Source organism: Bacillus sp. FSL K6-2431, from assembly GCF_038005165.1.
Lineage (GTDB): Bacteria > Bacillota > Bacilli > Bacillales > Bacillaceae > Bacillus > Bacillus pumilus.
On the sequence record NZ_JBBOSQ010000001.1, the window covers coordinates 2,260,915 to 2,284,779 of the forward strand.

The 23,865-nt window shown below is 41.1% G+C and carries 24 protein-coding genes and 1 riboswitch; of the genes, 23 read left to right on the top strand and 1 reads right to left on the bottom strand.

All coding sequences use genetic code 11. The features are described from left to right. Positions 1–55: 55 nt before the first annotated feature. The 12 genes from MHH40_RS11225 (at position 56) to MHH40_RS11280 (ending at position 10,952) form a co-directional block, all read left to right on the top strand. Positions 56–517 (top strand): hypothetical protein, encoded by a 462-nt coding sequence (locus MHH40_RS11225; RefSeq protein ID WP_050944582.1) that lies wholly within the window; start codon positions 56–58, stop codon positions 515–517. Positions 518–634: 117 nt separating this feature from the next. After that, positions 635–1,510, top strand: a complete 876-nt coding sequence (locus MHH40_RS11230) for an aldose 1-epimerase family protein (protein WP_050944581.1) — start codon at positions 635–637, stop codon at positions 1,508–1,510. A 60-nt stretch (positions 1,511–1,570) separates the two neighbouring features. Next, the gene (locus MHH40_RS11235; RefSeq protein WP_003214694.1) at positions 1,571–2,515 is read left to right on the top strand and encodes a sugar-binding transcriptional regulator; all 945 of its coding nucleotides are present in this window, start codon (positions 1,571–1,573) and stop codon (positions 2,513–2,515) included. An 83-nt stretch (positions 2,516–2,598) separates the two neighbouring features. Beyond that, entirely contained in the window at positions 2,599–3,270 is a 672-nt protein-coding gene (deoC, locus tag MHH40_RS11240) for a deoxyribose-phosphate aldolase (RefSeq protein ID WP_003215179.1), read from the top strand. Positions 3,271–3,436: 166 nt separating this feature from the next. After that, the gene (locus MHH40_RS11245) at positions 3,437–4,618 is read left to right on the top strand and encodes a NupC/NupG family nucleoside CNT transporter (protein WP_050944580.1); all 1,182 of its coding nucleotides are present in this window, start codon (positions 3,437–3,439) and stop codon (positions 4,616–4,618) included. Between the two features lie 25 nt (positions 4,619–4,643). After that, entirely contained in the window at positions 4,644–5,945 is a 1,302-nt protein-coding gene (locus tag MHH40_RS11250) for a pyrimidine-nucleoside phosphorylase (RefSeq protein WP_050944579.1), read from the top strand. A gap of 181 nt (positions 5,946–6,126) precedes the next feature. After that, the gene (locus MHH40_RS11255) at positions 6,127–6,570 is read left to right on the top strand and encodes a MarR family winged helix-turn-helix transcriptional regulator (RefSeq protein WP_003215380.1); all 444 of its coding nucleotides are present in this window, start codon (positions 6,127–6,129) and stop codon (positions 6,568–6,570) included. A gap of 14 nt (positions 6,571–6,584) precedes the next feature. Continuing rightward, positions 6,585–7,223 carry a nitroreductase family protein gene (locus MHH40_RS11260; protein ID WP_003214802.1) on the top strand — a complete coding sequence of 213 codons (639 nt, stop codon included), beginning with the start codon at positions 6,585–6,587 and terminating at the stop codon, positions 7,221–7,223. A gap of 25 nt (positions 7,224–7,248) precedes the next feature. Then, a complete protein-coding gene (locus MHH40_RS11265; RefSeq protein ID WP_050944578.1) occupies positions 7,249–7,542 on the top strand; it encodes a putative quinol monooxygenase in 294 nt (97 codons plus the stop codon). 189 nt (positions 7,543–7,731) lie between these two features. Continuing rightward, complete coding sequence (locus MHH40_RS11270; RefSeq protein WP_137054169.1) at positions 7,732–10,113, top strand: immune inhibitor A domain-containing protein; 2,382 nt, start codon at positions 7,732–7,734, stop codon at positions 10,111–10,113. A gap of 207 nt (positions 10,114–10,320) precedes the next feature. Further along, positions 10,321–10,575 (top strand): ORF6C domain-containing protein, encoded by a 255-nt coding sequence (locus tag MHH40_RS11275; protein WP_012011773.1) that lies wholly within the window; start codon positions 10,321–10,323, stop codon positions 10,573–10,575. A gap of 5 nt (positions 10,576–10,580) precedes the next feature. Continuing rightward, positions 10,581–10,952, top strand: coding sequence for a DUF1304 domain-containing protein (locus MHH40_RS11280; protein ID WP_050944576.1), 372 nt, complete (start codon positions 10,581–10,583; stop codon positions 10,950–10,952). 34 nt (positions 10,953–10,986) lie between these two features. On the opposite strand, the gene MHH40_RS11285 is transcribed toward MHH40_RS11280, so the two are convergent. Beyond that, positions 10,987–11,151 (bottom strand): hypothetical protein, encoded by a 165-nt coding sequence (locus tag MHH40_RS11285; protein ID WP_003214630.1) that lies wholly within the window; start codon positions 11,149–11,151, stop codon positions 10,987–10,989. Between the two features lie 253 nt (positions 11,152–11,404). On the opposite strand from MHH40_RS11285, the gene MHH40_RS11290 reads away from it, so the two are divergent. The 11 genes from MHH40_RS11290 (at position 11,405) to MHH40_RS11340 (ending at position 23,825) form a co-directional block, all read left to right on the top strand. Beyond that, positions 11,405–12,061 carry a type 1 glutamine amidotransferase domain-containing protein gene (locus MHH40_RS11290; RefSeq protein WP_003215149.1) on the top strand — a complete coding sequence of 219 codons (657 nt, stop codon included), beginning with the start codon at positions 11,405–11,407 and terminating at the stop codon, positions 12,059–12,061. 140 nt (positions 12,062–12,201) lie between these two features. Continuing rightward, positions 12,202–13,329, top strand: a complete 1,128-nt coding sequence (locus MHH40_RS11295) for a hypothetical protein (protein ID WP_050944575.1) — start codon at positions 12,202–12,204, stop codon at positions 13,327–13,329. 56 nt (positions 13,330–13,385) lie between these two features. Continuing rightward, positions 13,386–13,489, top strand: a riboswitch (TPP riboswitch). Positions 13,490–13,576: 87 nt separating this feature from the next. Next, positions 13,577–14,263, top strand: a complete 687-nt coding sequence (gene tenA, locus MHH40_RS11300) for a thiaminase II (RefSeq protein ID WP_050944574.1) — start codon at positions 13,577–13,579, stop codon at positions 14,261–14,263. Then, on the top strand, positions 14,260–14,859 hold the full coding sequence (locus tag MHH40_RS11305) for an ECF transporter S component (RefSeq protein ID WP_050944573.1): 600 nt from the start codon (positions 14,260–14,262) through the stop codon (positions 14,857–14,859). Before tenA ends, MHH40_RS11305 begins: the two co-directional genes overlap by 4 nt. After that, entirely contained in the window at positions 14,834–16,432 is a 1,599-nt protein-coding gene (locus MHH40_RS11310) for an ABC transporter ATP-binding protein (protein ID WP_050944572.1), read from the top strand. Before MHH40_RS11305 ends, MHH40_RS11310 begins: the two co-directional genes overlap by 26 nt. Next, complete coding sequence (locus tag MHH40_RS11315) at positions 16,422–17,156, top strand: energy-coupling factor transporter transmembrane component T family protein (protein WP_050944571.1); 735 nt, start codon at positions 16,422–16,424, stop codon at positions 17,154–17,156. Before MHH40_RS11310 ends, MHH40_RS11315 begins: the two co-directional genes overlap by 11 nt. Positions 17,157–17,690: 534 nt before the next feature. Further along, positions 17,691–18,146, top strand: coding sequence for a methyl-accepting chemotaxis protein (locus tag MHH40_RS18890; RefSeq protein ID WP_267885144.1), 456 nt, complete (start codon positions 17,691–17,693; stop codon positions 18,144–18,146). A gap of 172 nt (positions 18,147–18,318) precedes the next feature. Then, complete coding sequence (locus tag MHH40_RS11325) at positions 18,319–19,134, top strand: YwqG family protein (protein WP_050944569.1); 816 nt, start codon at positions 18,319–18,321, stop codon at positions 19,132–19,134. Between the two features lie 233 nt (positions 19,135–19,367). Continuing rightward, positions 19,368–20,201, top strand: a complete 834-nt coding sequence (licT, locus tag MHH40_RS11330) for a BglG family transcription antiterminator LicT (protein ID WP_044140329.1) — start codon at positions 19,368–19,370, stop codon at positions 20,199–20,201. A gap of 326 nt (positions 20,202–20,527) precedes the next feature. Continuing rightward, the gene (locus MHH40_RS11335; protein ID WP_050944568.1) at positions 20,528–22,435 is read left to right on the top strand and encodes a beta-glucoside-specific PTS transporter subunit IIABC; all 1,908 of its coding nucleotides are present in this window, start codon (positions 20,528–20,530) and stop codon (positions 22,433–22,435) included. Further along, a complete protein-coding gene (locus MHH40_RS11340; protein ID WP_050944567.1) occupies positions 22,407–23,825 on the top strand; it encodes a glycoside hydrolase family 1 protein in 1,419 nt (472 codons plus the stop codon). The genes MHH40_RS11335 and MHH40_RS11340 overlap by 29 nt, the downstream gene beginning before the upstream one ends. Positions 23,826–23,865 lie beyond the last annotated feature (40 nt).

A 23,865-nucleotide genomic window follows, 5' to 3' on the forward strand; every position in this document is an offset into this window, starting at 1 on the left:
TGGGGCACATATGTTACGTAAACCTTATTAGACGCTCAGATATAGGAGGGTTTTGATGATTTTTTTAAATCGTCAACCAAAAAAGAAGGAATATAATGAGCTCATCGATTTATGTTGTAAAGTATGTGATGAGTTCCAATTAGTTTTTAGAAAAGATTTTGCTGATTTTGCTGATTATCGTGAAATTCTAGATAAACTTTCACCATCTCTTAAAGAAATGAAGGAAGAGTCTGAATGGGCTACCACGATTCTAGGAGATGGTCAAACAGCATATGTTTATTATTATTATGCCAATGAACACACAAAAAATTTGTTAAAAGAACTTTCGAACTCTCTATACGGGTGGGTTCACCCTAATTTACTGGAGGATTTATCATTCTTCAAAAATGGGAAAGAGTGGATGGTTTCAAGCTCACATGAAGAGGAGAGCTATATTTTCCCTGAAAACGAAGAAGAAATTGAGAGTTTAAAACAAATCAAAGGTCTTAAATGGACTATACAAGAAGATGATGAATAAGTAATTTTAACGGCTTTTCCCTAGAAGGGAGAAGTCTTTTTTATTCTAAATAACTCTTTTATACTCAAAACCAAAATCCCTGTCATAATAAAAGAAGATGGAAAGGGGATGTGTGAAATGAGAACAATTGAAAATGATCAGTTATTGATTCAGATCAATGAGAGGGGTGCCGAGGTCAGAGAGGTGCTTCATAAGGAAAGTGGACGTCAATATATGTGGTCTGGCGATCCTGCATACTGGGGCAGGGTGTCGCCTGTCTTATTCCCGATTGTTGGACGATTAAAGAATGACCAATACAAGATAGATGATCAAACCTATGAGCTCACGCAGCATGGATTCTTGCGTGATGTTGATTTTGATTTACATGAAGAAACGAAACATACAGTGACCTTTCAATATGAATCAAAAGGCCGCCACATCGAGCAGTATCCCTATGAATTTACCGCCCGTATTCGATACGAGCTGTCGGAAAATGGTCTGATGATTTCCTGGGAAATTGATAATGTCGGAGATGACACGATGTATTTCTCCATCGGAGGTCACCCCGCATTTCAAGTTCCGCTAATTGAAGGAGAGCGCACAGCAGATTATTCCCTGACATTGACGCCTTCTACTGAGCATCTTTCTGTCCAATATGAACTGAAAAATTCACTTGTCAGGGAGAAAGAAAAAAGCATTCAGCTTATACCAATTCAGCTTCGACCAGAGCTTTTTCAGCATGATGCGATGATCTTTAGTCATATCAATCGAGTGTCATTGGTGTCTCAGGCAGGTCACGGGGTTGAGGTTGATCTCACTGGTTTTCCGTTCGTTGGTATTTGGTCACCTTATCATCAAGAAACGGGCACAATGGCTCCTTTTGTTTGTATTGAGCCTTGGTACGGTATTGCCGATGTTGAAGGGACGAATGGGCAGTACAAGGAAAAGTTCGGTATTCAAACTTTAGAGAAGAATGAGACCTTCCAAGCCGCCTATACGATTTTTTTCAAATGAACATTTGTGCATGATAAGTTGAACAATTTGTTATGATAGAAGAAAAAAGGAGGCGTACGAATGGATCGGGAGAAACAACAACTGAGTATTGAAGCGGCAAGGCTGTATTATTTATCGGATTACAGCCAGCAGGAAATTGCCAAACAGCTCGACCTGTCGAGACCAACTGTATCTCGGCTGCTTCAATATGCGAAGGAGAAGGGGTACGTCCAGATAACGGTAATGGACCCGTTTGAAGACTTGAATGAGCTGTCTTCATTGCTCAAGGAAAAATATGACCTGCTCGAAGCTCATGTGGTGTTTTCGCCCAAAGATGATTATCCAACGATCACTGAATACTTGAGCCAATTTGGTGCTGAGTACTTGCAAAACACAGTAAAAGACGGTGATATCGTTGGTGTGAGCTGGGGAACCACCATGTATCAAATTGCTCAAAAGATGCAACCTAAACAGGTCAAAGGTGTAGAGGTTGTCCAGCTGAAGGGTGGGATTAGCCACTCCCATGTGAATACATATTCTGCGGAAACCATCCAGCTGTTTGCCGAGGCCTTTCAAACAGCACCGCGCTATTTACCGCTTCCTGTTGTATTTGATAGTGCTGCCGTCAAGGAGATGGTTGAACAGGACAGACATATTCAGCGTATCATTGAAATGGGCAAACAGGCGAATATTGCTGTGTTCACTGTTGGAACGGTAAGAGATGAAGCCCTTTTGTTTAGACTTGGTTACTTCCGCGAAGAAGAAAAAGCACTGCTCAAAGCATCCAGCGTTGGGGACATCTGTTCGCGCTTTTATGATCAAGAAGGACGCATTTGCAGTGAAGCGATTAACAACCGTACGATTGGCGTGGAGCTTGATGATTTAAGAACAAAAGAACGCTCTATTCTTGTTGCTGGTGGACATCGCAAGGTTGCTTCTATCCACGGTGCACTAAGAGGAAAATATGCGAACGTATTGATGATTGATCAGCATACAGCAAAGGCTCTTTTAAATGTCACAAAATAGATGAACAAAATTTCATAACTGTGTTTACAAATGTTCATCGGTCATATATGATGAAAGTATCATAATTAAAAGGAAGTGTAAGCATGACGATAGCAAATCTTATTGATCATACAGCACTAAAACCAGATACATCGAAAGCTGCAATCATGCAGTTACTTGAAGAAGCAAAGACTCATCAGTTCGCATCTGTTTGTGTCAATCCAACATGGGTGTCTCTTGCGGCGAAAGAACTAGCAGGAACAGGCGTTGATATTTGTACAGTCATCGGTTTCCCGCTAGGTGCAAACACAACAGCAGTAAAAGCATTCGAAACAAAGGATGCAATTGAGAACGGTGCAACCGAAGTGGACATGGTCATCAATATCGCGGCATTGAAAGACGGCGAATATGATGCAGTTGAGCAAGATATTCGTGCAGTTGTAGACGCAGCAAAAGGGAAGGCACTTGTGAAAGTCATTATTGAAGCGTGCTTACTCACAGATGAAGAGAAAGTCAAAGCTTGTGAGCTTTCAGTGAAAGCTGGCGCTGATTTTGTGAAAACATCGACTGGATTTAGTACAGGCGGTGCAACTGCTGAGGACATCGCATTAATGCGTAAAACAGTAGGACCTGACATCGGTGTGAAAGCATCAGGCGGCGTGAGAACAAAAGAAGATGTTGAGGCAATGCTAGCTGCAGGCGCTACCCGAATTGGTGCGAGTGCAGGCGTTTCTATTATCAAAGGGGATCAATCAGCTCCTTCGAAAGACTATTAATTCATACGATCCTATGGTAGGATAACATTCGTGACTCATAAATGATGAAAAAGTCATATGCGGAAGGATCTCACTTCTGGGAATTTCTTCCGCACTTTGTTTGCGAAATAGGGTTTGTTCCATACAAGCGCATTAATGTAAACGAATTCATTCGAGGAGGAAAAACATGAAATACGTGATTGGTATCATCGGTTTGCTGGTGATTCTCGCCATTGCATGGCTGGCTAGTAACGGCAAAAAACGAGTAAAATTCCGTCCAGTAATTGTCATGATTGTACTGCAATTTATTTTAGGTTATATTCTGCTCAATACAGGTGTTGGAAATTTCCTAGTCGGGGGCTTTGCAAGGGGATTCCAAATGCTTCTAGGCTATGCCGGTGAAGGAATCAACTTCGTATTTGGCGGATTAATGAATGATAAGGCGTCAACTTTCTTCATCAATGTCTTACTGCCGATCGTCTTTATTTCGGCATTGATCGGTATCCTGCAGCATTGGCGTATCCTCCCGCTTATCGTACGCGGAATCGGGTATTTGCTTAGTAAAGTAAATGGAATGGGGAAACTAGAATCCTACAACGCAGTAGCGTCTGCGATTTTAGGTCAATCAGAAGTCTTTATTTCCATTAAGAAACAGCTCGGATTATTACCTAAGCAACGTCTTTATACATTGTGTGCATCTGCGATGTCAACTGTATCGATGTCCATTGTCGGTGCATACATGCAAATGATTAAACCAGAGTATGTTGTAACAGCACTCGTGTTAAACCTATTTGGTGGGTTTATTATTGCGTCTATCATCAATCCTTATGAAGTGGCTAAGGACGAAGACATGATTGAAATTGTAGAAGAAGAAAAGCAATCCTTCTTTGAAATGCTTGGCGAATATATTATGGATGGTTTCAAAGTAGCGATTGTTGTCGCTGCGATGTTGATTGGATTCGTTGCATTAATTGCGATGATTAATGGAATCTTTACAGCTGTCATCGGTGTTTCTTTCCAAGATGTACTTGGTTATGTATTTGCCCCATTTGCTTTTATTGTTGGTGTACCTTGGAGCGAAGCAGTACAAGCAGGAAGCATTATGGCAACTAAAATGGTTTCCAACGAATTTGTGGCAATGCAAATCCTGTCCGGTGATGCTTTCCATTTCACTGCTCGTACAGAAGCGATCATTTCTGTATTCCTTGTATCATTTGCGAACTTCTCTTCTATCGGTATCATTGCTGGAGCAGTCAAAGGCTTAAACGAAAAACAAGGGAACGTTGTCGCACGCTTTGGATTAAAGCTTCTATTTGGTGCAACACTTGTCAGCTTCTTAACAGCAGGCGTTGTCGGTTTGATTTACTAATTTAAGAAAAGGAATGGTGAAAACAATGAGAATGGTAGATATCATTGCGAAAAAACGTGACGGAAAAGAATTATCTTCAGAGGAAATTTCTTTCTTTGTCAAAGAGTATACGGACGGAACAATTCCTGACTACCAAGCAAGTGCCTTGGCTATGGCGATTTTCTTCCAAGATATGACGGATCAAGAACGTGCTGACTTAACGCTCGCTATGGCGAACTCGGGAGACACGATTGACCTCTCTGCCATTGAAGGTATTAAAGTAGACAAGCACTCAACAGGCGGTGTAGGCGATACAACAACGCTTGTACTTGCTCCTCTTGTGGCTGCACTTGATGTACCTGTTGCGAAAATGTCTGGCCGCGGCCTTGGACATACAGGCGGTACAGTGGACAAGCTTGAAGCGGTAAAAGGCTTCCACGTAGAAATTACAAAAGACGAATTCATCGAGCTTGTGAACCGTCATAAAGTAGCGGTCATTGGTCAATCAGGCAACCTGACACCAGCGGATAAAAAGCTTTATGCCCTTCGTGATGTGACAGGAACCGTTAACTCCATCCCGCTCATTGCAAGCTCTATTATGAGTAAGAAAATTGCTGCTGGCGCAGATGCGATCGTACTAGATGTGAAAACAGGTGCAGGTGCTTTCATGAAAACACCTGAAGACTCTGAGAAGCTTGCAAAAGCCATGGTCCGCATCGGAAACAACGTTGGCAGACAAACGATGGCTGTCATCTCTGATATGTCTCAGCCGCTAGGATTAGCGATTGGAAATTCCCTTGAAGTGAAAGAAGCGATTGATACGCTTAAAGGCGAAGGCCCTGAAGACTTAAACGAGCTTGTGCTCACTTTAGGAAGTCAAATGGTCGTTCTTGCGAAAAAAGCAGAAACGCTTGATGAAGCAAGAGAAAAGCTAATTGAAGTCATGAAAAACGGCAAAGCACTTGAGAAATTCAAGGAATTCTTAGAAAATCAAGGTGGGGACGGCTCGATTGTAGATCAGCCGAAAAAACTGCCGCAAGCCCCTTACCAAATCGACGTTCCTGCAAAGGAATCAGGTGTGGTTGCTGAAATCGTCGCAGACGAGATCGGTGTTGCAGCGATGATTCTTGGAGCAGGACGTGCGACAAAAGAGGACGAGATCGACCTATCTGTCGGCATCATGCTGAACAAAAAAGTCGGCGATCGTGTTGAAAAAGGAGATTCACTCGTGACACTTCATGCAAATCGTGAAGATGTTGCGAATGTCGTGGAGAAAATTTATGACAACATCCGCATCGCAGATCATGCTGATGCACCAACTCTCATTCACACTGTGATCACAGAATAAAGAAAAAAGGACAAAAGTGCTTCGCCGCTTTTGTCCTTTTTTTGTTCATTTCTTTTTCTATTGAGATAAAAAATTTCACTTTATGAAACAAACCTCTTGCATTCATTAAATAATGGGTGTATATTAGTTGACGAGTCAATGATTGATATATCAACTAATTGATCTGAATAGAAAAGAGGGGATGGCATTGACTGCATTTTGCTCTGAAGAAGCAGAGGTATTATACCGTTTGCAGTGTGTGAACCGTATGATGGGCGTGAAGTTCGAAGCATGCACGGGCATCAGCCAATCAAGACTAGAGTTGCTATCACTGTTATTCCAAGCAGACGAAATCAGCCAGTCAGATTTGCAGAAAAAAGTAAATATTGATAGTGCGGCTGTGACGCGTCACTTAAAACAGTTAGAAGCAAAAGGAATGGTCACGCGCAGAAGAAAGCCAGAGGATAATCGAGTCACACTTGTTCGTCTTACAGAAGAAGGCAGAACAAGAATCGAAGCTTCTAAAAAAGAAAAAGAACGATTTATCTCAGAAATGCTTGAAAACGTAAGTGACGAAGAACGAAAGCTTCTCACTGATGTGCTCAGCCGAATACAACAAAACATCGAAAAGATTCAAACAACCTAAAGGAGTGTTTCAACATGGCTACAACATTAAAAACTAACGATTTTATGGAAATTTTGAAAGGACGCCGTTCTATTCGTAACTATGACCCAGCTGTGAAAATCAGCAAAGAAGAAATGGCAGAGATTCTAGAAGAAGCAACAACTGCACCATCATCAGTGAATGCACAGCCTTGGCGCTTCATGGTCATTGACAGCCCAGAAGGAAAAGAAAAGCTTGCACCACTTGCAAAATTCAACCAAACTCAAGTGTCAACATCAGCAGCTGTCATTGCAGTATTTGCAGATATGAAAAGCAATGAATACTTAGATGAAATTTATTCAAAAGCAGTAGAGCATGGCTACATGCCGCAAGAAGTGAAAGAAAGACAAATTGCTGCACTAACTGCACACTTTGAGGTACTTCCAGAGCAAGTGAATCGCGAAACAATCTTAATTGACGGTGGAATTGTGTCTATGCAGCTTATGCTTGCAGCACGTGCACACGGCTATGATACAAATCCAATTGGCGGATTTGATAAAGAAGTCATCGCTGAAACATTTGGCTGGGATAAAGAACGTTATGTACCAGTGATGCTGTTATCAATTGGGAAAGCTGCTGACGAAGGTTATGCTTCTTACCGCTTACCGATTGAACGCATTACAGAGTGGAAATAATATCTTTTAAAAAGGAGACGATTAGATGATTATTATTCATGCAGGGATGACCATTCATCCAGAAAAAGAAAACGTATTTCTAGAAGAAATCAATGCATTAATGAAAGCTTCACAAGCCGAAGAAGGCAATGTATCCTACAAGCTGTTCAAGGATACAGGTAAGGAACATACCTTCTTAATGGTAGAAGTGTGGAAAGATGACGCTGCGGTTCAGAGCCATAATGCGAGTGCACATTTCCAAGCTTTCGTAGCGAAGGCAAAAGAATTCTTAGCCGCTCCACTTGACGTTGTTGCCTTTCAAGGCCAGCAACTTTCATAGTAAAACAACAAACACCCTAGGCGTTTATCGTCTAGGGTTCTTTTATTTTCGACACCTTGTTCCACCCATTTCATTCCCGTATTGTGCATTTTCCACAAAATTTCTGAAAATAAAATGTTTTTCGACTTAAGTATATTGGAATATGCTAGAATGAGATATTATTTATTACCAAATTAGGGAGGAACCAAAATGAAAAAAGGGAAATGGACGAGCATAGCACTAACGGCTGTCCTCGGTTTAGGCACATTGACAGCTTTCAGCACCCCACTATCTGCCCACACTACAGAAAAGTCAACATCCTCAGACGGCGGTCATTATTCAGGTATTCCATTCGATGCAAGTGTTGTGAATGAAGACCGTCTCATCAAAGCCTTGAAAAAACAAGGAAAGATCAAAAAGAATGCCAATGAAGCAGAAACCCAAAAAGCATTAAAGAAATATCTAAAGAAAAAAGAAGAATCTGCTATGAAACAAGGTGCAAGCACCTTAACAGAAGAGCCTGAATTTCTGAAAGAATACAAACAAAAGGTACATAACAAATTAGCCAAAAAGAAAAAGTTAAAGAAGCATAATGGAAAAGAAAGCAATCATGTAAAACCGGTCAAAAAGGAAAAGTATAAAGGCGAAGTTCGCAATGATAAGGTATTGGTTTTATTAGTAGATTTTAAAGATTATAAGCATAATAGTATTAAAAAAGAAGAGACTGATATGTACTATGACAAGTACGATCAGCAGCACTATCAAGACATGCTTTTCGGAAAAAATGGCTACATCGGTCCAGATGGGAAACGAAAAGTATCCATGAAGCAATATTATGAGAAACAGTCTGGCGGCAGTTACACGATCAGTGGAACGGTGGCTGGCTGGTATACAGCGAAGCATGAAGCAGCCTATTATGGCGGGAACGTACCTGATGAATCAGGCAGTGACGGCAGACCGCGTGAATTGGTGAAAGAAGCACTCGAAGCAGCAGCAAAGGACCCGAACATTGATCTCGGTGAATATGATCAATGGGACCGCTATGATATGGATGGCGACGGCGTTTATAACGAACCAGACGGCATCATTGACCATCTGATGGTCGTTCATGCTGGCGTAGGTGAAGAAGCTGGCGGCGGACAACTTGGCTCTAATGCGATTTGGTCGCACCGCTGGTCACTTGGTGATGTATTTGAAATTCCAAACACTGAATCTGAAGTTGGACAAGGTGGGAAATTAGGCGCGTTAGATTACACCATTGAGCCTGAAGATGGCGCGGCAGGCGTATTCACACATGAATTCGGACATGATCTTGGTCTTCCTGATGAGTACGATACACAGTACACAGGAGGAGGCGAGCCCGTTTCCTACTGGTCGATCATGTCAAGCGGAAGCTGGGCAGGTAAAGTCCCTGGAACGGAACCAACAGGCTTTAGTCCATATGCGAAAGAAATGCTTCAAAACTTGCATGGCGGTAACTGGCTTACTGGACAAACCATCGATGGTAAAACATTAAAGAAAAGCAAAACAGTGCTGATTGATGAAGCAGCAACAAAAGGAACGAACCATGATGCGGTTCGGGTAGATTTACCAGATAAAGAGATTGTTGTCACAAAACCTGCTCAAGGACAAAATTCGTACTTCAGCGGAACGGGTGACAATTTAAATGCGACCATGACGACAACAGGTATCGATTTGTCGAAAGGGAGCAAAGCAGAGCTGACATTTAAAGCATGGTACGATATCGAAGAAGATTATGATTATGCGTATGTAGAAGTTCGTGAAACAGGAACTGATCAGTGGAAGACCATTGCTGGTAACATCACGAACGATCGAAATGAAGCTGGAGCGAACGAAGGCAATGGAATTGACGGAAAATCAGACGGATGGGTAGATGCAGCATTTGATCTTTCTGCTTATGCAGGGAAGAAAATTGACCTGCAATTCCGCTATACAACCGATGCAGGCTATTCACTGCCAGGCTTATTTGTAGATGATTTAAACATCACTGCAGATGGGACGAAAGTGTGGTCAGATGATGCCGAGGGCACATCTACTTTCACCTTTAACGGATTCTCGAAATCGAATGGAAAACAATATGCAGCTCAATACTATTTACTAGAGTGGCGCTCATATGCTGACGTCGATAAAGGGTTAAAGCATATCAAACGAGGGGCAAGCCTCATGAGCTATAATAACGGTTTGGTCGTGTGGTATGTCGATCAATCCTACAGTGATAACTGGGTAGGAAAACACCCAGGGAACGGTTTCCTTGGGGTAGTAGATGCAGATCAGCAAGTATTGAAGTGGAGTGACGGCTCCATTGCAGCCACAGGTTTCCAAGTACATGATGCAGCATTTTCTTTGAATCCAAGTACGAAGCTCAATATTGATTATACAGCGACAACTGGCTTAACGTTGGTAGATCGCTATATTCGCCCGACTCGTACATTTAGTGATAAAAAGAATTATGTGAATCCAAATAATCCAGATGCAGGGCGTGATGTCCCAACATACGGTCTATCCTTTAAAGTTGTTGGACAAAGTAAGGATCGTTCTGTTGGAAAGGTATTAATTTCTAAAAGTAACTAAACAGAAAGCCGGATTCTACCATTGAATCCGGCTTTTTGCTATGGTAATAAACTGTTTTTGATGAAAAGGGCGGCTTTTTGGTCGAATGTCTGTTCTTTTTTATTTTGATATCCGAATGAAATCATTATATAATAGAGACTGGAAGGTTTTTCTTTCATACTTGGTTCTTTTTAGCTGTTAAAACAAAGGAAAGGATGAGCGTTACCAATGAGTTGTGTCACTGCTAAGCAATTAAAGGTGATTAGAGGGACGATGCAGACTTTTTGCAGCCATTTGGAGTATGATGGTCACGGTAAGCTTCATATCAATACCATCATGGCTTTTATTAAAAAGGAGTTTGGTGTGAGGAAAATGAAAGACATTCCACAAAGCCGCTTTACTGAAGCGCTTGAATTAATACAAGACTTTGATTTATACACGGATAAAATAGAGATTCGTGATCGTCTATCAGAAAGGAATTAACTAAATTGAATATTTTGGCAATAATACTAGTAGGAATTGTCGCATTAGAACACCTTGTCATTATGTTATTAGAAATGTTTTTTATGGAATCAAAGATGGCAAAGAGATCCTTTAAGCTGCCAGAACACTTGCAAAAGGATCCAAATGTAAAAGTGATGTTTGCCAATCAGGGGCTTTATAACGGGTTTTTAGCAGCAGGACTGATTTGGGGGCTCATTCTTGGATCGAATACTGTTGGATATATGATTCAGCTATTTTTCATTATTTGTGTGATCATCGCTGCTGTATTTGGCGGTGTGACCTCTAATAAATCAATCATCGTCAAGCAAGGAGTACCAGCGCTTCTTGCATTAATTGCGCTTATCCTGGCAATTTAACCATAAATAAAGTCGCCCGAGTAAAGGGCGGCTTTTATCTTTTTCGAAGACCCATTAGACGAATAATGGATGTCAGACATAGCGCAACGGCAACAGCCAAAATAATTTTTCCATACATGACCCCTGTTAAGTTCATCAAAAAGACGGCCAATATGATACAGAGCGTGATGATGATCATCACAATCGAATAGGTTTTCATCTCTTTTCCACTCCTTTAAAAGTCCCCTCACATCCGTGAGGTCTATCCATCTTACCTCATATGATATCACTCAATGACAATTTTACATGAAATTCCCTACCAATAGAATGTGACATATTGATTAGATTAATGACATGCCATATTTTTCAGAAAATCGGGTATACCATAAAGAGTTGCACCGAAGTTCGATTGCTTGATATTTAATTGTGCAAAATGTAAAATGAAAACATGATAAATCGAAAGGATGATCAAGATGAGTAAGAAAGTGTTATTAGTATCGACAAGCAGTTCAGAAATGAACGGACATCCAACAGGCTTATGGCTAGAAGAGTTGGCAGAGCCATTTCATATTTTTAAAGAAAATGAACTAGACGTTCAAATTGTCTCTATTCAAGGTGGAACTGTCCCTATTGATAAAAATTCAATTCCAGAAGGTGTTCCAGCGCAATATGAAGATGTATATGAATTACTTCAAGACACAAAGGCGCTTACAGATGTGAACCCAGCTGATTATGATGGCATCTTCTTTGCGGGAGGACACGGCCCAATGATCGATTTTGCGTCTAATCAACTGGTAGCCGATGCAATCTTAGCTATTTCAAACAAAAATGGTGCAGTCGGAGCTGTTTGTCACGGCGTTTCAGCATTCATTGATGTGAAGGATCAAGATGGCAAATCATTTATCGAAGGTAAAAAAATCACAGGCTTCACAAACGAAGAAGAGGAAGCTGTTCAGCTGACATCAAAAGTTCCATTTTTATTGGAAACAAAACTTCGTGAGCAAGGGGCAGCGTTTGAAAAAGGAGATGCCTTTGCACCATACGCTGTAGTTGACGGACAAATCATTACTGGACAAAACCCAGGTTCTAGTGCAGAAACAGCACGCCTGTTTGTTAAAACCATTTCATAAAGTGATCAAAAAACCAGTCGTAGCAAATACGGCTGGTTTTTTGTCATAAAGATTTCCTAAAAAAGACCAAAAAAACGAATGAAATATGGTAAAATATTCACAGGGTAAAAAACCCAATTGAGGAAAAAGGGGATGTTCCTGTGAGAGCATTTTATGGAAAAATCACTGCAACTTTATTATCCATTCTACTCGTCACAACAGGTTTATTTTCACCAGTATTAAAAGCAGAAGAATCACCGAAATTAGATGGGAAATTGTCACCACTGACGGAAAAAGCCATTCAGCAAGTGCAAGACTCGATTTTGAAACAGGATGAAGGAACCGCTATCCAAAAGAAGCAGCTAAAAAAATCTTTTAAAGTAGATAAGAAAAATGGAATCAGTATCAAACGAAAAGCCGCTAAAGATGGTAAGATGCGTACATCTTCCGTTCGCTCCATTGATGGACTAGCCATCAACCAATCGGTTGTCTTATCAGAGGACGACCCAGTCGATTTATGGTTGTTAAGTACGACTTCACCTCAGGCACTCATCAGCCGAATTACCTCTTCAAATCCCGATTATTTCTTACAATTATTTGTTGTTGATTATGAAACTGGACAAGCTTATCCGACGGACTTGATTCAGCCAGCAGGCAGTCTCCTTGGTTTGACCAATTTACCAGCAGGTGACTACGCATTCGGTATCACAAGCGGTGGAAATTTCGGAGACTCTTACACGTTACAAGTGAACGCAAAAAACCCACCCAATTTCACAGGAGCTGTTTCCCTCTCTTCCACCCTGCAATACTTTGTAGCTGAGTATGCGAATGGGGATGTTTTCGCTAATGGTACAAAAGTGTATAACAAACAATCTAAGACCGCCGATTATAAATGGGAGCGTGTATTTTATTTTTCATATGACGGAAAATATGATCAGAGAACCCATTCTGTTGAAAGTGTGAAAGTGAAAAGTATTTCTGCACCAGTATCGTACTCTGCTCCTTATGCGAGTTCATCTGAGGCTATTCTCGTCTACTTAGATGTGGAGACGTTATTTATGTATCATGAATCATCGTTTGCTAGCGGGCAATACTACCATAGTAGCTTTGTTGATACACTTGGAAAGACAACGCCAAGGCGTTTAGATATTGATGATATGACAAATTACGGCGATCATATTTTAGCTGTTGATTTGAAAACGGGAAAACCAATTGATTTCTTCAGTGTCCTTAATTTTTACTATGCTGCAGGGATCGAAAAGCTGCCTACGATCAGAACGTTGAATTAAGAAAGGCGGTTGACAGCAAATCTCTACATGTGTAGAGTAAAGATAATTAAATGACAAAAGTCCACTAGGGGAGTCATGTATGACTGAGACAAGAGAAAATCTTGGACCCTTTGAACCTGATCTAGTTTGTACTAGCGGAGGGAAGTGGAGCTGGACCTCGTCTTATTCATGATTGAATCGATAAGAAGGCCGCTCCATTTGGGGTGGCTTTTTCATTTATTCAACTGAAGAAGAGGAGGCTTTTTTTATGACGTTTTCAGCGCAATTAAGAGAAGAAACAGAACCATTATTTGAAGCCATTTATCAGCATCCGTTTGTCAGAGGGCTGGCAGCAGGAAAGCTGGAAAAGGAACAGATCATTCATTACGTCAAACAAGATGCAGAATATTTACATGCTTTTATTAAAATTTATGCAGCGGCTCTTAGCAGATGTACAGACAAAGGAGATATTGCCTTTTTCCATCAGCAGATTGCGTTTGTACTAGATAGTGAGACACACCCTCATCAAAATCTTTGCCGAGTGGCAGGTGTATCATATGATGAGCTCCAAGGTGCCCCGCTTGCTCCGAGTGCTCATCACTATATTCATCATATGCTGCAAGTTGCCAAGGAAGGCACGCTTGGAGAAATCATCGCTGTCCTGCTTCCATGCCCTTGGACATATTGGGAAATCGGGAAACGAATGCTCGCAGATGTGCAGCCTGACCCATCACATCCTTTTTATGAGTGGATCACATTTTATGGAGGGTTAACCGACTCTATTACAGTAGAGCTTTGCAAGCGGCTCGATCAGCTGGCGGAAGCAGCAAGTGAGAAAGAAAAGGAAAAAATGAAACAGCACTTTATCTTAAGCTGTCAGCTTGAGTACAAGTTTTGGGATATGGCGTTTACGGTGGAAGATTGGCCAGTTCCATTGGAGGTGCATTCATCATGACATGGAAGATGAAAGAAGTTGTCCTTGCTGTCATTTTATCCGTTGCATGTGGTGTCATCTATTTAGGGTGGTCCACACTTTACTTACCCATTACAGCACTTGTTGGCCCAGCAGGAGGCAACATCATGTTTGGCATTTGGGTGATTGCCAGTCCAATCGTCGCGTATATCATCCAAAAGCCGGGAGCTGCCCTGATTGCAGAAACAGCCGCTGCCGCAGTGGAATTACTAACAGGCAGCCACTTCGGTCTTGCAGCCCTGCTGATAGGTGTATGCCAAGGGCTTGGGGCAGAAATTGCTTTTGCTCTTTTTGGTTATAAACGATATCGCATGTGGACACTGATGCTGTCAGGTGCCTTTGCAGCTGTTGGAGCAATGGCTTACAGCCTCGTTGCGAATGGCTTTGGTTATTACACGCCTCAAGTTTTACTCATCACACTGATGACTCAAATCATCAGCGGAATGATACTGGGCGGATGTTTAGCAAAAGTAGTGGTGGACGCATTATCTAAAACCGGTGTATTGAATCAATATGCCATCATGAAAGAAAAACGAAACAAAGGTGAACAGCATGGATTCATTTCTCGCGTGCAATAATCTCACTGTCCGTTTTTATGAACAGCCTCAGCCCGTGTTGCATCAAATCTCTCTTTCCATTCAAAAAGGAGAAAAGGTGCTTATTTTAGGGCCAAGCGGCAGCGGTAAATCCACGCTCATCTCCGTTCTGGCTGGCATCATTCCAGAACATTTAGAAGCGGACATGCAGGGCGAAGTGATATTGCAAAGACATACAGGCGTCATGTTTCAGGACCCTGATTCCCAGTTTTGTATGCATCGCGTCAATGAAGAAATTGCCTTTAGCTTAGAGAACCGTTCTGTCCCTCGTGACGAGATGGATCGCATCATTCAGCAGCTCATGCAAAAAGTTCAACTTGATGTCGATCCGAATACAGACATCCACACATTATCTGGCGGCATGAAGCAGCGATTGGCGCTTGCTTGTTTACTAGCGTTAGAGCCAGATGTGCTGTTCTTTGATGAACCGACCGCACAGCTTGATCCAGCAGGAAGAATGGAGATATTTCAGCTTCTACAGCAGCTTGCAGCTGATCAGCGACAAACCATGATTTTTGTAGAGCATGTGCTAGATGGTGTCATTGAATGGATGGACCGGGTGATTTTATTAGACGATCAAGGCAGCATCTTAGCAGATGGGTCTCCAAAAGATGTATTGACGACATATGAAAAAGAAATGAAAGAGGCAGGAATTTGGAGGCCGAAATTATTTCCCGAGAAATGGTCTACGATCCTTCAAGATCCATTTCATCCAATGAGTCACAAGCTTATGCAAACCTTTGAAGCAAGAAAGAAGCAGAATGAAAAAGTGCCTTCGACTAAGCGGAAGACCATCATTCGTTCAGAAGATCTTCAATTAAGCTACGGGAAAAAGAGGATTATGAGTGATCTTCAGCTTGATATCAAAGCAGGGGATTGGGTGGCGATCATTGGGGAAAATGGAAGCGGGAAAAGCACATGTCTTAAACATTTGGTTCGTTTAGAGCCAACGAAAAAAGGCCACATTTTTTTAAAAGAGACACTCCTTAAAAAGTGGTCAGACCGAGAACTATATGAAAAGGCAGGCTTTGTGTTTCAAAATCCGGAGCTTCAATTCATACAAGATACAGTGTTCGATGAAATTGCATTTGGTGGAAGGCAGCGTAATTGGCAAGAATCCGTTGTGCAAGAAAAAACAGTTCAGCTATTGAAAGAGTTCGGTTTAGAAAAGCATGCAAAAGCTCATCCTTTCACTTTAAGCCTAGGTCAAAAAAGAAGATTGAGTGTGGCTACAATGCTCCTTTTTGATCAGGATGTCCTATTGTTAGACGAGCCGACTTTCGGGCAGGATGAAAGAACAGCGAAGGAATTAATCAGGCGCTTGAAAGAGCGTCAACGCCAAGGCACCACAATTTTGATGGTCACACATGATATGGACCTTGTCGATGAGTGTGCCGATCAAGTCATTCTTTTTCATCAAGGAAAGCATGTGTATGATGGCACGCCTTATGATTTGTTTTCAAATCAGGAACTTGTCGATGTTTATCAGCTGAGAGCCCCGTTGCATTATCGCTATGTGGCTGAAAGAAAGGACGTGCTGACGATTGCAAAGTAATCATTCCTTTCTTTCCACTGTGAATCCAGTCATCAAATTACTCACTCATCTACTTGCGATGTGTTGTCTCATGGCGATATCTGATCCTAAAACAACCTTCATCATCTGGCTGTTTGCACTTGGTATTGGACTTGTTTTAGGCGGATGGAATTTGAAGTATCTTTTCACAAGACTTGTCCCTTATCTGCTCTTTTTTATTCTCGTGTTTTGGATGATGGCGGCCTTTGGCAAGGGGGATCATACTGTTTGGAAATGGGCATGGTTCCATATGACAGAGGAGAGTTTAAGAAATGGACTCACCATCGCTCTCAGAATGCTTGGCTTTGTGACGTTCGGTCTCCTGTTTACGTCCACAACAGATTTGACAGCATTTATGATGAGTCTCATTCATCAGTGCAAAATGTCGCCAAAATGGGCGTATGGGATGCTTGCTGGCTTCCGGTTTATTCCGTTATTTCAAAGTGAATTAAAGCAAATGAAGGCGGCACATAAAATTAGAGGCTATAAGCAAAAAAACAGCTGGAAAGCCTTTATGCGTTATGCACTTCCTCTTTTTACACAGGGCGTACGAAAATCAGAACGGTTGGCCATTGCGATGGAAGCAAGAGGCTTCACGGGTGAGAGAGAGCGGACGTATTATCATGTCATCAGTACTTCATGGATCGACTATATGTATCTTTTGCTCATCGTTATCAGTGTCTTGATATGCATGTCCTTTTCTTAAAAACCCCCCACATTCTCTTGATAGAATGTGGGCTTTTTATATGTCTTAGGTCCTTTGATTGATATTAGTGCACATTACAGGCTGTAATAGACCTTATAACGAACCGATAAAGAGGATGTACTGAGAAAAAGAGAGGATGAACGTGAGCGAATGTCACAGAGAATTGATAACATAATAGACGCTTTACCAATCATTGGACTAGCTATGAGAGAGCAACTAACCTTTTCTGTTTTAGGGAAAGAGAAGGTTCTTTATTATCAGCAACATGGGAACATTGACTTAGGATTTAAAGCTGGTGATTCAGTGGCTGATGGGTTTCAAAACTTTTCGATGTTGAAAAATGGGAGAGAGCCATCGTTTATCCAAATTCCGAAAGAAGTATACGGAATTCCAATGGATATTGTAGCCGTTCCAATTAAAGATGAGACGGGTCAGGTAGTCGCTGCTTTCTGCGTGGCCTATGATCAGACCAATCAACAACGATTAGATGACATCATGACGGAGAGCAACGAAGCTTCCGAAAAACTAGTCGCAATGGTACAGCAAGTTGCTGCACATTCAGAGGAACTACAAGCGACAAGTGAACAAATTCTACAAAACACGAAAACCACTGTAGAAAATTCCTCTAAAATCAATCAAGTGTCCAATCTTATCAAAGGTATCTCTGATCAAACGAACTTACTTGGACTCAACGCATCAATTGAGGCTGCAAGAGTAGGTGAAGCAGGAGCAGGATTCGGAGTGGTCGCAACGGAAGTGAGAAAGCTGTCAACTCATGCAAAACAAGCAACGACTGATATTGAAACAGCGCTAAAAGATGTGCAGGGATCGATTAAAGGAATGGAAGAAGAAATAGCACAAATTGTCGCTTCTTCTGAGCATCAAGCTGAGCTTGTAAGCACGTTCACAAAAGTTATTGAAGGTCTTCATGAAACAAATGAAACGATGAAATCACTCGCAGAAGACTTAGTGAATTATCAAGTGAAATAAAAAACAGATCGACCAAAACCTCCAGATCAATCGGAGGTTTTTTTCGTTTTAAGGTGGGGAAGTTGTTAGGATATTGACCGATTGATCACTGACAGGCAGTGTACACTTCTGTATGATAGAAAAAGAGATACTACCCTGGTCAGTAGACCTATTCATAAGGAGGAAGACCATCGTGACACAATCAGCGAAGCTGCAAGAAATCATAGCACCTTACCGTAAAATGTTAGATCAAACTGAACAACCAATGATTCAACTAAATATGAAACAAGGAAAAACAGGGCCATACGACAGCAAAATAGCAGGTGATCCTTACTTCCCTAAAAACGACGAATATCCAGTTGATGGCGCAGGACACCCTATGAAGCTTTTGGCACAAATGAATTTTGGCCAGCTACCGAAGCTGAAGGATTATCCAGAAACAGGACTTCTGCAAATTTTTATTTCTGTGCATGATGATCTTTATGGGATGAATATTGACCATAAAACAGAGCAAAAAGATTTTCGGATCAAATTTATTGAAAAACCTTTTTTAGCAGAAGAAGAGTTATTAACTGATTTTTCTTTTGTAAAAATTCCAGATGATTTTTATTTTCCTGTTATGAAAGAAGGCGCGATTACAGGTGAACGATCAAGTGAAACGATTAGTGTAGAAGATTTCCGTTTTGAGAAAATCACAGGTAAGCGAAGCTGGGACCTATTCGAAGGTGTAGAAGGTATTGATGGAGATGAAGCGGATGCCTTGCTAGATGAATTTTATGAGACAGAGAGTGGTTTTGGTCACAAATTGGGTGGATATCCAGGCTTTACACAAGAGGATCCGCGTACTTATGAAGACCAAGAGCATACCGTTCTACTATTACAAATCGACTCAGATGATGAAGTGGATATGTTGTGGGGAGACTGCGGAATCGCCAACTTTTTTATCAAACCAGAAGACCTCAAACGAAAAAATTTCGAGAATGTCGTCTATAATTGGGATTGCTCCTGATTTTGTAAAAAACACTCTTTATACTCTCTTTATAGAGTGTTTTTGTGTATGTTTTTAGACTTTTTGCCCCTATTTCGTCATGTTTGAGAGGTAATATGTCATTCTTTCTAGTTGACCGTATCAAAAAAAAATGTAAAATCATCTTAAAGTCCTCTTTTTTGATAATAATAATAAAATGACATATCAATCAACAATAAATGCTCGAAAAAGCGGAATGTACTGGGGGGTATTAATTGATCATTTCGAAAGTAATCAATAATAATGTGGTCAGTGCGTATGATGACGAGCAGCATGAACTGGTCATTATGGGCAGAGGGATCGCTTTTCAAAAGAAAAGTGGAGACCCGATTGACGAAGAACGTATTGAAAAAGTATTTTCCATTCAAAATAAAGATATATCAGAAAAATTCAAAACCCTGCTTTATGATATTCCAATCGAGTATATGCAAGTGTGTGAGGCGATTATTGATCATGCGAGAACAACCCTTAATAAAAATTTGAATGACAGCATCTATGTGACACTGACAGATCATATCACCTTTGCTATTGAACGTCATCAAAAAGGAATGGACATCAAAAATGCCTTGCTCTGGGAAATTAAGCGGTTGTATAAAGATGAGTTTATGTGTGGTGTAGAAGCGATTCGGATTATTCAGGACAAGCTCAACATTCATCTTCCTGAGGATGAAGCCGGTTTTATTGCGATGCACATTGTCAATGCAGAGCTAAATGAAGAAATGCCGAACGTGATTCAAATTACCAAACTCATTCAAGATATTTTAAATATCGTCAAGTATCACTTTCAAATTGATTTAGACGAGGAATCATTAAATTATTTCCGTTTTGTCACGCATTTAAAGTTTTTTGGGCAGCGTCTGTTTAACGAAACACAAATGGAAAATCAAAATGAATTTCTGTATGAAGTGGTAAAAGAAAAAAACACAGCAGCTTTCCAATGCGCCGAAAAAATTAATGATTATGTTCAAAAAGAATACAACCGAAGTCTCATAGAAGATGAGATGTTATACTTAACTTTGCATATCGACAGAGTGATAAAAAGAAAATAAATTTAAAAAGAAAGCGTTGACATCATAAAATTAACATGATACTTTATAACTATAAACAACATAACCCACAATCTTTTAGGATTGTTACTGGTCAAGCAGGCAAAACCTAAATCATTGTCCCTATCTTTGATAAGGCGTGATTTAGGTTTTTTTGTATCCAAAGAGTTATAAAATTAAATAACGATCAATCGCTATGAAGGATTGTTACTGGTTAAGCAGGCAAAACCTAAATATCGATTAATGTCTGAATCGCTATTTTTCGGACATTAATGGATGTTTAGGTTTTTTCTATATCAAGATGTAATCAACGATTGGAGGGTAATACAATGAACCACAAACAAACAGCAAAAGAAGTTCTAGAGCTTGTCGGCGGTGAAAAGAATGTCAAGCAAGTCACGCATTGTATGACAAGACTTCGCTTCAACTTATACGATGAAGGCAAAGCGGATAAAGAGAAGCTGCAATCAACAGACGGGGTCATGGGTGTGAATCAAAGCGGAGGTCAATATCATGTCATTATTGGCAATGATGTTTCAAATGTCTATCAAGCGATGATTGCTGACTCAGGCCTGTCAACAGATGTAAAATCAGGCGGTACAGAAGAAGCATCAAAACAAAATGTGATATCTAAGCTTTTCGATTTTATCTCTGGTGTCTTCACACCGATTCTTCCAGCCATTGCTGGTGCCGGTATGATCAAAGGGATCTTGGCACTCATGCTTACGTTCCAGTGGATATCGGATAAAAGCAGCACATATGCAATTTTAACAGCTATCGGCGACGGAGCCTTTTACTTCTTACCGATTCTGCTTGCTGTAAGCGTCGCCAAAAAAATTGGCACAAATCAGTATATCGCCGCTGCCATTGCAGCCGCCGCACTGCACCCGCAGTTAACGGCTTTACTAGGCGCAGGAAATACAGAATTTCTAGGGCTACCAGTGGTTGCCGTTGTGTACTCTTCATCGGTCATTCCGATTCTACTCACCATCTGGCTCGGCTCATATGTTGAAAGATTCGCGGAAAAATATAGCCCAAAATCATTGAAGATCATCCTTGTTCCAACGGTTACACTTCTTGTCGTAGTACCAATTATGCTTATCGCAGTAGGACCGCTTGGTGGGATTATCGGAAATGGCCTTTCAGGTGGAATTGATTTATTGTTCAAACATGCAGGTATTTTGGCCGGACTCTTGATCGGCGGCTTCATGTCACCATTGATCATTACGGGCATGCACTATGCACTACTTCCAATCATGATCAACAACATTACGTTAAACGGTTTTGACTTCATTCTTCCAATGATGTTTGTAGCGAATATGGCACAAGCAGGCGCAGCATTCGGTGTCTTCTTAAGATCAAAAAACAAAACATTCAAATCATTGGCGATGTCTACAAGTATCACTGCATTAATGGGTATTACTGAACCTGCTATGTATGGTGTGAACATGCGATTGAAAAAACCGTTCCTTGCAGCCCTCATTGGTGCAGCAGCAGGCGGCGTGTTCATGTCGATCTTTAAAGTAAAATCATATGTGATATCTGGATCAGCAGGTCTCCCAGGTCTCCCAACATTCATTGGCCCAACATTTGTCTACTCTATCATCGGCTTAGTAATCGCCTTTGTCGCAGCAACGATCATGACACTTGTCCTAGGATTCAAAGATGTACCAGTGAAAGATGATACAAAAGCAGACAAACCAGAAGAAAAGAAAGACACAGCAGCACTTCAAAATGAAGTGGTACAAAGCCCACTTGAAGGTCAACTAAAGCCGCTAAATCAAGTAAATGATGCAACATTCTCTAATGAAATCATGGGTAAAGGTACAGCTATTGTCCCAGCAGTTGGACGTGTAGTAGCACCATTCAACGGCAAGGTTGAAACCATTTTTCAAACGAAGCATGCCATTGGCTTAAAGAGTGACCATGGCACTGAGCTTCTCATTCATGTTGGAATTGATACGGTGAAGCTCGGCGGAAAACATTTCACAAGTCATGTAGAGTCAGGTGATCTTGTTCAAGCAGGAGATGTGCTCGTTGAATTTGATATCGAGGGCATTCAGCAAGAAGGCTATGATGTCACCACACCAATTATTGTGACCAACACAAACGATTTTGCACAAGTTGATGCGAAAACAGAAGGCACGATTTCAGTACAAGAGACACTGCTCACAGTCAGTGTAGAAGAAAATGAGGGGGGCATTCAACATGAACAAGTTAGAAAAAACATTTCCTAAAGGTTTCTTATGGGGCGGCGCTGTTGCGGGCAACCAAATTGAAGGTGCTTATAATAAAGATGGAAAAGGCTTATCGACAGCTGATGTATCACCGCACGGTATTATGCATCCATTCGATGAATCAATGAAAGACTTGAACTTATATCATGATGCGATTGACTTCTATCATCGCTATAAAGAAGATATTGCACTCTTTGCAGAAATGGGATTCAAATGCTTCAGACTATCCATTTCTTGGCCGCGTATTTTCCCAAATGGCGATGATGCTGAACCAAATGAAGCAGGCCTTGCTTTTTATGACAGAGTATTTGATGAACTGCATAAGCATGGAATTGAACCAGTTGTCACGATTTCTCATTATGAAATGCCGCTTGCACTTGTGAAAAACTACGGCGGTTGGAAAAACCGTAAGCTTGTCGATCTGTATGAAACATATGCGAAAACGTTGTTTACTCGCTATAAAGACAAAGTGAAATATTGGATGACCTTTAATGAAATCAACGTTGTGTTACATGCGCCTTTCACTGGCGGCGGACTTGTATTTGAAGAGGGTGAAGACGAGAAAAGCATTCAATATCAAGCAGCGCATCACCAATTTGTTGCAAGTGCTTTAGCTGTCAAAGCAGGACACGAAATCATTCCTGATGCGAAAATCGGCTGTATGATTGCAGCGATGACAACTTATCCGTACAGCTCAAGATCAGAAGATATGTTTGCTGCAATGGATCAGGACCGTAAAACATTGTTCTTCTCAGATGTACAGGCAAGAGGCTACTACCCAGGTTACATGAAACGATACTTCCGCGAAAATGGAATTCATATTGAGATCCAAGATGGTGATGAAGACATCCTAAGAAACCATACAGTGGACTATATTGGCTTCAGCTATTATATGAGCTTTGTGACAAGTACAGATCCAGAGGTTCTTGGACAAGTGACTGGTGGTAACCTATTCGAAGGCGTGAAAAACCCTTATCTAGAAGCAAGTGATTGGGGCTGGCAAATTGATCCAAAAGGACTTCGTACAACACTAAACCAGCTATATGATCGCTACCAAAAACCATTGTTTATCGTAGAAAATGGACTGGGAGCTGTCGATCAAGTAGAAGAAGACGGTTCCATTCAAGACGATTACCGAATTGATTACCTCAGAAGCCATTTGCTAGAGGCGAGAGAAGCCATTGCAGACGGAGTAGACTTGATGGGTTATACAAGCTGGGGCCCAATTGACCTTGTCAGCGCATCAACAGCTGAAATGAAAAAACGATACGGCTTCATTTATGTTGACCGTGATAACGAAGGAAAAGGAACATTAGATAGAAAGAAAAAGAAAAGCTTCGATTGGTATAAACAAGTGATTGCGACAAATGGTGATCATTTAGATGCATAAAAGAAAAAAGACAAACCGTTCATACTGCGGTTTGTCTTTT

Excerpts from the sequence above, each read along its gene's own strand:
- MHH40_RS11275 (WP_012011773.1), top strand. The coding sequence starts at position 10,321 with ATGAGTTGTGTCACTGCTAAGCAATTAAAGGTGATTAGAGGGACGATG.
- tenA (WP_050944574.1), top strand. The coding sequence starts at position 13,577 with ATGACGTTTTCAGCGCAATTAAGAGAAGAAACAGAACCATTATTTGAA.
- MHH40_RS11265 (WP_050944578.1), top strand. The coding sequence starts at position 7,249 with ATGATTATTATTCATGCAGGGATGACCATTCATCCAGAAAAAGAAAAC.
- deoC (WP_003215179.1), top strand. The coding sequence starts at position 2,599 with ATGACGATAGCAAATCTTATTGATCATACAGCACTAAAACCAGATACA.
- MHH40_RS11340 (WP_050944567.1), top strand. The coding sequence starts at position 22,407 with ATGAACAAGTTAGAAAAAACATTTCCTAAAGGTTTCTTATGGGGCGGC.
- MHH40_RS11235 (WP_003214694.1), top strand. The coding sequence starts at position 1,571 with ATGGATCGGGAGAAACAACAACTGAGTATTGAAGCGGCAAGGCTGTAT.
- MHH40_RS11310 (WP_050944572.1), top strand. The coding sequence starts at position 14,834 with ATGGATTCATTTCTCGCGTGCAATAATCTCACTGTCCGTTTTTATGAA.
- MHH40_RS11230 (WP_050944581.1), top strand. The coding sequence starts at position 635 with ATGAGAACAATTGAAAATGATCAGTTATTGATTCAGATCAATGAGAGG.
- MHH40_RS11335 (WP_050944568.1), top strand. The coding sequence starts at position 20,528 with ATGAACCACAAACAAACAGCAAAAGAAGTTCTAGAGCTTGTCGGCGGT.
- MHH40_RS11305 (WP_050944573.1), top strand. The coding sequence starts at position 14,260 with ATGACATGGAAGATGAAAGAAGTTGTCCTTGCTGTCATTTTATCCGTT.
- MHH40_RS11270 (WP_137054169.1), top strand. The coding sequence starts at position 7,732 with ATGAAAAAAGGGAAATGGACGAGCATAGCACTAACGGCTGTCCTCGGT.
- MHH40_RS11290 (WP_003215149.1), top strand. The coding sequence starts at position 11,405 with ATGAGTAAGAAAGTGTTATTAGTATCGACAAGCAGTTCAGAAATGAAC.
- MHH40_RS18890 (WP_267885144.1), top strand. The coding sequence starts at position 17,691 with ATGGTACAGCAAGTTGCTGCACATTCAGAGGAACTACAAGCGACAAGT.
- MHH40_RS11285 (WP_003214630.1), bottom strand. The coding sequence starts at position 11,151 with ATGAAAACCTATTCGATTGTGATGATCATCATCACGCTCTGTATCATA.
- MHH40_RS11260 (WP_003214802.1), top strand. The coding sequence starts at position 6,585 with ATGGCTACAACATTAAAAACTAACGATTTTATGGAAATTTTGAAAGGA.
- MHH40_RS11250 (WP_050944579.1), top strand. The coding sequence starts at position 4,644 with ATGAGAATGGTAGATATCATTGCGAAAAAACGTGACGGAAAAGAATTA.
- MHH40_RS11245 (WP_050944580.1), top strand. The coding sequence starts at position 3,437 with ATGAAATACGTGATTGGTATCATCGGTTTGCTGGTGATTCTCGCCATT.
- MHH40_RS11255 (WP_003215380.1), top strand. The coding sequence starts at position 6,127 with ATGGCATTGACTGCATTTTGCTCTGAAGAAGCAGAGGTATTATACCGT.
- MHH40_RS11225 (WP_050944582.1), top strand. The coding sequence starts at position 56 with ATGATTTTTTTAAATCGTCAACCAAAAAAGAAGGAATATAATGAGCTC.